Annotated in this window: 8 protein-coding genes and 1 pseudogene; 7 read left to right on the top strand and 2 right to left on the bottom strand. The window is 72.8% G+C overall.

What is annotated here, in order from left to right; translation table 11 throughout:
* The 6 genes and pseudogenes from scpB to NS354_RS10015 all read left to right on the top strand — a co-directional run.
* Window positions 1-223 (top strand): SMC-Scp complex subunit ScpB (gene scpB / locus NS354_RS10040; RefSeq protein ID WP_193750763.1); only part of this gene is annotated, 223 nt, incomplete at its 5' end.
* A gap of 152 nt (window positions 224-375) precedes the next feature.
* A pseudogene (locus tag NS354_RS10035) lies at window positions 376-1,110 on the top strand (pseudouridine synthase); the annotation flags it as partial.
* 179 nt (window positions 1,111-1,289) lie between these two features.
* Window positions 1,290-2,486: a prephenate dehydrogenase gene (locus NS354_RS10030; RefSeq protein ID WP_082678017.1), complete on the top strand. Its 1,197-nt coding sequence runs from the start codon at window positions 1,290-1,292 to the stop codon at window positions 2,484-2,486.
* Window positions 2,483-3,265, top strand: coding sequence for a (d)CMP kinase (gene cmk, locus NS354_RS10025; protein WP_193750762.1), 783 nt, complete (start codon window positions 2,483-2,485; stop codon window positions 3,263-3,265). The genes NS354_RS10030 and cmk overlap by 4 nt, the downstream gene beginning before the upstream one ends.
* On the top strand, window positions 3,265-4,947 hold the full coding sequence (gene der, locus NS354_RS10020; protein ID WP_193750761.1) for a ribosome biogenesis GTPase Der: 1,683 nt from the start codon (window positions 3,265-3,267) through the stop codon (window positions 4,945-4,947). Before cmk ends, der begins: the two co-directional genes overlap by 1 nt.
* A 187-nt stretch (window positions 4,948-5,134) precedes the next feature.
* Window positions 5,135-5,989, top strand: a complete 855-nt coding sequence (locus tag NS354_RS10015) for a DUF817 domain-containing protein (RefSeq protein WP_058594363.1) — start codon at window positions 5,135-5,137, stop codon at window positions 5,987-5,989.
* Between the two features lie 21 nt (window positions 5,990-6,010).
* Here the strand turns inward: NS354_RS10015 and NS354_RS10010 are convergent, their stop codons facing one another.
* The gene (locus NS354_RS10010) at window positions 6,011-6,364 is read right to left on the bottom strand and encodes a DUF4190 domain-containing protein (RefSeq protein ID WP_058594362.1); all 354 of its coding nucleotides are present in this window, start codon (window positions 6,362-6,364) and stop codon (window positions 6,011-6,013) included.
* A 230-nt stretch (window positions 6,365-6,594) separates the two neighbouring features.
* Here NS354_RS10010 and NS354_RS10005 point away from each other — a divergent pair, with 230 nt between their 5' ends.
* Window positions 6,595-7,071 (top strand): peroxiredoxin, encoded by a 477-nt coding sequence (locus NS354_RS10005; protein ID WP_058594361.1) that lies wholly within the window; start codon window positions 6,595-6,597, stop codon window positions 7,069-7,071.
* Here NS354_RS10005 and NS354_RS10000 read toward each other — a convergent pair.
* On the bottom strand, window positions 7,068-7,557 hold a 490-nt coding region (locus NS354_RS10000), incomplete at its 5' end, for an SDR family oxidoreductase (protein WP_153002178.1). The two genes, NS354_RS10005 and NS354_RS10000, sit on opposite strands and share 4 nt — an antisense overlap.

The following is a 7,557-nucleotide window of genomic DNA, read 5'->3' as shown; positions in this document are numbered from 1 at the left end:
GCGCGGGGCGATCGCCTCGATCCGCGCCGTGAACGTCGACTCGGTGGTGCGCACGCTGCTCGGCCGGGGGCTCGTCGCGGAGGCCGGGCACGATCCCGAGACGGGCGCGATCCTCTACGGCACGTCCGACGCGCTGCTCGGCTATCTCGGCATCGGCGACATCTCCGAACTGCCCCCCATCTCCCCACTGCTCGAAGAACCCACGGAAGGATTCGACGAATGAATCGCTCGGAAGACAAGTTCGGCGGGTCGTTCTCCGTCGACGGCGAGGGCGTCGAGGTCGATCTGGCCGCGTTCGGGTGGGACCGCCCGGAGCGCGCGGCGGGGCCGGCCGGCGCGCCGGGCGACCCCGAGCAGGCGCCCGACGACGGCCGCGTGCGCCTGCAGAAGGCGCTCGCCCACGCGGGCGTCGCGTCGCGCCGGGCGTGCGAGACGCTCATCACCAGCGGGCGGGTGTCGGTCAACGGCGTGGTCGAGCGGGAGCTCGGCTCGCGCATCGACCCCGAGAACGACGACGTGCGCGTCGACGGCGTGGTGGTGCAGCTCGACGTGTCGAAGCGCTACTTCGTGCTGAACAAGCCGCGCGGCGTCGTCTCGACGATGAGCGACGAGAACGGGCGGCCCGACCTGCGCGAGTTCACCGACGCGGTCGAGGATCGGCTCTACAACGTCGGCCGCCTCGACACCGACACGAGCGGTCTGCTCATCCTCACGAACGACGGCGAGCTGGCGCATCGCCTCGCGCATCCGAGCTTCGGCGTGCAGAAGACGTACATCGCGAAGGTGCGCGGCCGGGTCTCGCCCGCCGTGATCCAGCGGTTGAAAGACGGGGTGGAGCTCGCCGACGGCCCGATCCGCGCGGATCGGGCGAAGCTGCTGCCCGGCGGGTCGAGCGCCGCGCACTCGCTCGTGGAGGTGACCCTGCACTCGGGGCGCAATCGCATCGTGCGGCGCATGCTCGCGGAGGTGGGGCATCCGGTGGTCGAGCTCGTGCGCCGCCAGTTCGGGCCGCTGCACCTCGGCACGCTGCGCGTCGGCGAGTTGCGCGAGCTGTCGGCGGGAGAGCGCGGTGCGCTGCTCTCGGCCGCCGAGGACGGCGGGGCGCCGGATCGCGGGGCGCCGCGCGGCGGTGAGACGCCGGGCGGCGGATCCGGCGGCGCCTCCCGGCCGCGCCGTCGCGGCGAGATCACCGCGGGGCGGCCCGGCGACGGCAAGGGCGCCCGCGGCATGCGGGGCACGGCGGCGCGGGGCAACCCGCACGGCCGCGCCGGTCGGAAGCAGGGCGGACGATGAGCGGCGTGCGGCATCCGGCAGGGTCGGAGGCGGCGGCGGGCGCGGGGTCGGACGCGGGTTCGCGCGCGGAGACGGGCGGCGCGCATCTGCGCCCCGTCGGCGAGCGGGCCGCGCTGGTCGCGCGCTCCCGGGGCCCGGTGCACATCATCGGCGCCGGGCTGCTCGGCGCGAGCGTCGGCCTCGGCCTGCGCGAGCGCGGCGTCGATGTGACGCTCGAGGATCTGTCGCCGACGACCGTCGCGCTCGCCGCCGACTACGGCGCCGGGCGGGTGCGGTCGGCCGGCGACGACGCGCCCGCGCTCGTCGTCATCGCGACCCCGCCCGACGTCACGGCCGACGTGGTGGAGCGCGCGCTCCGCACCTACCCGGAGGCCGTGGTCACGGACGTCGCGAGCGTGAAGCTCGCGCCCTACGCCGAGCTCGTGCGCCGCGGCATCGACCTCTCGCGCTACGTGGGCTCGCACCCGATGGCGGGCCGGGAGCGCGGCGGCGCGATCATGGCGCGCGCCGACCTCTTCGTGGGGCGGCCGTGGGTGATCTGCCGCGACGGCGAGACCCCGGCGGAGGCTCTCGCACTGGTCGAGGCCGTCGCGCTCGACCTCGGCGGCGTGCTCATCGAGATGACGCCCGAGGAGCACGACCGCTCCGTCGGGCTCGTCTCCCACCTGCCGCAGGTGGTGTCGAGCCTGCTCGCCGCGCGCCTCGTGCCCGCCTCCGACCAGGCGATCGGTCTCGCGGGCGGCGGGCTGCGCGACACCACGCGCGTCGCCTCCAGCGACCCCGAGCTCTGGGTGCAGATCCTCGGTGCGAACAGCGCACCCGTGGTGGAGCTGCTCGACGCGTTCGCCGCGGATGTCGCCGCGTTCGCCGACGCGCTCCGCGATCCGGCCCGCACCGGGGCGAAGCGACGCATCGCCGACCTGCTGTCGGCGGGCAACAACGGGGTGTCGCGCATTCCGGGCAAGCACGGCTCGTCGGAGCGGTTCACCCAGATCACGGTGCTGATCGACGATTCGCCCGGGCAGCTCGCGAAGTTGCTCACCGAACTCGGAGAACTGGGCATTAATATGGAAGACTTGCGCCTCGAGCACTCGCCGGGCGCCCAGATCGGTTTCGCGGAGATCGCGGTACTGCCGGAGGTCGCCGAACGCGCGGTCGCCGATCTCGTCGAACGCGGATGGAGGACGCTGTGACTGATGCTGCATCAGCTGCCGCTGCACTGACCGTCGCGACCGGAGCGGCGCAGGCCGAAGCGGATCGGACGGCGGCGGATCGCACCGCCCCGCTGCTCGTCGCCATCGACGGCCCCGCGGGCAGCGGCAAGTCGAGCGTCTCGCGCGCCGCCGCCGAGCAGCTCGGCTTCGGCATCCTCGACACCGGCGCGGCGTACCGGTCGCTCGCGTGGGCGGCCGTCGAGAGCGCCGCCGACCTCGACGACCCCGACGCGGTCATGGCCATCCTCGACACCTGGACGTACACGATCACGCTGCACGGCCCGCAGCGGGTGACGGTCGACCTCGGCGACGGCGTCGCCCACGACGTGACCGCGGCGATCCGCCAGCACGCCGTGAGCGGGCTCGTGAGCCGCGTCTCCCAGCACCCGCCGGTGCGCGACCGCCTCAACGCGATGTTCCGGCGCATCGTCGCCGAATCGGCACTGCCCGGCGTGGTGATCGAGGGGCGCGACATCACCACGGTGGTCGCACCCGACGCGCCCGTGCGCGTGCTCATGACGGCCACGGCGGCGGTGCGCGCGCAGCGGCGCGCGGGGGAACTGGCGGGGCTGACGCATGAGCAGGTGCTCGCCGACATCGAGGCGCGCGACGCCAAGGACGCGCTGGTCGTGGACTTCTTCACCCCCGCAGCCGGGGTGACGCTCGTCGACACGAGCGACCTGAACTTCGAGCAGTCGGTGCAGGCTGTGGTCGATATCGTACGAGCGGCGCAGTGCGCCGCGGAAGAGAGCGAATGATGAGCGAGCAGAACCCCGCAACGGGAGCCGAGCGCGGCGACGCGCGCGCCGAGGCGCCCGAGGTCGAGGCCCCCGAGTACGACGGGCCCGAGGTCATGCAGGTGACCCCCGACGGCAGCCAGGTCGCCGCCGACCCCGAGTACGACGAGGCCGACACGTACGAGGCGACCGTGCACGACGCCCCCGTGCGCGCCGCCGACGAGGGAGAGATCGTCTTCGGCGAGGGCTTCGACGCCAGCGTCACCGACGAGGAGCGTCTGCGCGCCATGCGCTCCAACCTCGAGGGCTTCGACCTCGAGGACGACGACGTGGCGATCATCAGCGACGACGGCGAGTTCCTCGGGTTCCGCGAGCCCGTCGCCGAGTCGCTGCCCGTCGTCGCCATCGTCGGCCGCCCGAACGTCGGCAAGTCGGCCCTCGTGAATCGCATCCTCGGCCGCCGCGAGGCCGTCGTCGAAGACGTGCCCGGCGTCACCCGCGACCGCGTCACCTACCAGGCGGAGTGGGTGGGCACCCGCTTCAGCCTCGTCGATACCGGCGGCTGGGAGCCCGATGCGAAGGGCATCGACGCGTCGGTCGCCCTGCAGGCCGAGGTCGCGATCGAGCTGTGCGACGTCGTGATGTTCGTGGTCGACTCGCGCGTCGGCCCGACCGCCACCGACGAGCGCGTCGTGCAGCTGCTGCGCCGCACGCACAAGCCCGTCTTCCTCGTCGCGAATAAGGTGGACGACGCCGTGCTCGAAGCGGAGGCCGCTCAGCTGTGGTCGCTCGGGCTCGGCGAGCCGCGCGCGGTATCGGCGCTGCACGGACGCGGCGTCGCCGACCTGCTCGACGCCGTCGTGGAGGCGCTCCCCGAGGAGTCGGCCGTCGCGCAGCCGAAGATGCTCGGGCCGCGCCGCGTCGCCCTGCTCGGCCGCCCCAATGTCGGCAAGTCGAGCCTGCTGAACAAGGCCGCGGGCGAGGAGCGCGCGGTCGTCAGCGACGTCGCGGGCACCACGCGCGATCCGGTCGACGAGCAGGTCGAGATCGCCGGCCGCGTGTGGACGTTCGTCGACACCGCCGGCATCCGCCGCCGCGTGCACCTGCAGAAGGGCGCCGACTTCTACGCGTCGCTGCGCACCGCCGCAGCGCTCGAGAAGGCCGAGGTCGCGGTCGTGCTCATCGACGTGACGCAGGAGATCTCCGACCAGGATCTGCGCATCATCGACCTCGTGCTCGAGTCGGGGCGCGCACTCGTGCTCGCCTTCAACAAGTGGGACATGCTCGACGACGACCGCCGCCGCTACCTGGAGCGCGAGATCGAGCAGGATCTGGCGCACGTCGACTGGGCGCCGCGAGTCAACATCTCGGCGCGCACCGGCCGCCACCTCGAGAAGCTCGTGCCGGCGCTCGAGACGGCGCTCGAGTCGTGGGATACGCGCATTCCCACCGGCAAGTTCAACGCCTTCGTGGCGGAGCTCGTGCAGGAGCACCCGCACCCGCTGCGCAGCGGCAAGCAGCCGCGCATCCTGTTCGGCACGCAGGTGCAGAACCGCCCGCCGACCTTCGTGCTCTTCACGTCCGGCTTCCTCGATCCGCAGTACCGCCGCTTCATCCAGCGGCGCCTGCGCGAGCGCTACGGCTTCGAGGGCAGCCCCATCGTGATCAACATGCGCATCCGCGAGCGGCGACCCCGCCCGTAAGGCGGAGCGCGGCGGCGTGCTGCCCGTCGCGGCGCTCCGCCGCGCGCGGGGCGCGCCCCCAGCGAGCGCGCGCTAGCCTCTGAGCATGGCGCGACCCGAGACTCCAGACACGCCTGCGGCCGAGACGCCCGAGACGCCCGAGACGCCCGGGGCTTCCGAGACTCCCGAGACCGGCGACGGCGCTCCGGTGCGGCAGCTCACGCGCCTGGAGCGCTCGATCGACGTCGCCGCGAACCGCCTGCTCGCGGGCCGGCCCGCCTCGGGCCCGCGCGCCGTCGTCATCGAGGTGGCGGTGTTCCTGCTGAAGCAGGCGTGGGCCTGCATCTTCGGGGCGCTGATGCTGGTGGTGATCGTCGCCGCGCGGCTCTGGTACCCCGACGACGCCGCGCTCGCCCGGAATGACGCGATGACGCTCGCCGCCGTGGCGATCCAGGTCGGCATGGTTGTGTTCCGGCTGGAGAGCGGGCGCGAGCTGTGGGTGATCGTGCTGTTCCACATCACGGGCACCGCGATGGAGCTGTTCAAGACCGACGTCGGCTCGTGGGCGTACGCGGCCGACGGGGTGCTGCGCATCGGGGCGGTGCCGCTCTTCAGCGGGTTCATGTACGCGGCGGTCGGCTCGTACATGGTGCGCGTGCACCGGCTGCACGATCTGCGCTTCACGCGGTACCCGCCGATCTGGGCGACGACCGTCGCGGCGGTCGCGATCTACGCGAACTTCTTCACCCACCACTACGTCTTCGACGCGCGGTGGCTGCTGCTCGCAGTCGTCGTGCTGCTGTGGGCTCCGACGCTCATGCACTTCCGCATCTGGCGGGCGACGCTGCGGGTGCCCGTGCTGCTCGTGTTCGTCGGCGTCGCGCTGTTCATCTGGATCGCCGAGAACGTCGCCACCCTCTCGGGTGCGTGGCTGTACCCCGGTCAGGTGGACGGGTGGGAGCTCGTCTCGGGGCAGAAGATCGTCTCGTGGTTCCTGCTGATGATCATCTCGGTCGTCATGGTCACCTGGGTGTACCGCCCCAGGCGACCGGACGCCGGGTGAGGGGGAGAGGCGGAAGCGCCGTCACGCGGCGAACGCGAGGGCGAGCGCACCGAACCCGAACACGGCGACGGCGATGATGCCGGCGAGCGCCCAGAGCGCGAGCATCGCGGCGTTCAGCCAGACGCCCCAGAGGGCGAGCGTGCGATCCCGCGTGTTGCGGCGCAGGGCGAGGATGCCGAAGACGAGGCCGGTGATGGGCGCGAAGAACGTCCAGCCGCTGACGACGGAGGCGATGCCGAGCACGAAGCTGGTGATGGTGAACGCGCGGGAGTGGTCGTCGTTGGCGACGGGGCCGCTCGGGATCGGCTCGGACCCGTTCGAGGCGGGGTCGGTCGCCGCGAGGGGCGTGGTGTCGGGGGTGGTGGTGGCGCTCATGGCGGCTCCTCTCGTGTGCGGCGAACGGGTGTTCGCGGTGATGACTCCACGGTAGGTCGGGGCGGGGTGTCGGCGCGTCCGCCCGCGGTACGGCCTGCATGAGACCGCGGTACCGGATCGGGTGCGCCACCCATTCCCTCGGCCCCCGAACCCTGTTACGGTACTCAATGGAAATCATTTTCCACGATTCGAAATCACGTGAGGCCCAATGGCGGGCGAGGAGCTCTGAGATGACGCAGCTGCAGGCGGGAGTGACGATCGGCGAGACGCCGCCCGAGGTGTCGTTCGTGACGGCGGAGGGGGAGGCGTGCACGTCGAGCGTGTTCGCGGGGGCGCCCGCCATCGTCTACTTCTACCCGGCGGCGTTCACTCCGGGGTGCACCACGGAGGCGTGCGACTTCCGCGACCACCTCGACGCGCTGAGCGCGGGCGGGTACCGCGTGTACGCCGTCTCGGGCGACGACCCCGCGACGCTCTCGCGTTTCGCCGCCGAGCACGCGCTCACGTACACGCTGCTCAGCGACCCGCAGCACGCGGCTGCGCGGGCGTGGGGGGCGTGGGGCGAGAAGACCGTGAACGGCGAGCAGACCATCGGGGCGCTGCGCTCCACGTTCGTGCTCGACGCGGCCGGGCGCGTGATCCGCGCCGAGTACGGGGTCGACCCGGTGGGCCACGTCGCGCGGCTGCGCGAGGCGCTCGCGCTCTAACCGCGCCCGTCGTAGGGCATGCCCGTTGCCGTGATGACGAGTTCGGGCACGCTCGTCGTCGCAGGCAGGTCGGCGACCGCCGCGACCATGCGCGCGACGTGCGCGACGTCGAAGGTGGGCTCGGGCGGGGCATCCCCGGCGGCCGGAGCCTCCTCGCCGGCTGTGCCGTTCCCGCGCGGGCGAGCGGTGAACTCGGCGAGGAGCCCCGTGCTCGCGTTGCCGATGTCGAGTTGCGTCGCCGTGATGCCGAGCGGCCGCCCGTCGAGCGCGAGGGAGCGGGTGATGCCGGTGGTGGCGTGCTTGCTCACCGCGTACGCGGAGGCGTGCGCGCGGGGCACGCGAGCCGCGATCGAGCCGTTGGTGATGATGCGCCCGCCGGTGGGCGCCTGCGATGCCATCCGCCGGAACGCCGCTGCGGCGCAGAGCCACTGGCCGGTGACGTTGACCTCCAGTGTTCGGCTGAACTCGTGGGGCGGCACGCGGTCG

It is taken from the genome of Leucobacter chromiiresistens, assembly GCF_001477055.1.
GTDB lineage: Bacteria > Actinomycetota > Actinomycetes > Actinomycetales > Microbacteriaceae > Leucobacter > Leucobacter chromiiresistens_A.
The sequence above is the reverse complement of the archived record's forward strand: the minus strand, read 5'-3'. Positions and strand labels throughout refer to the sequence as shown.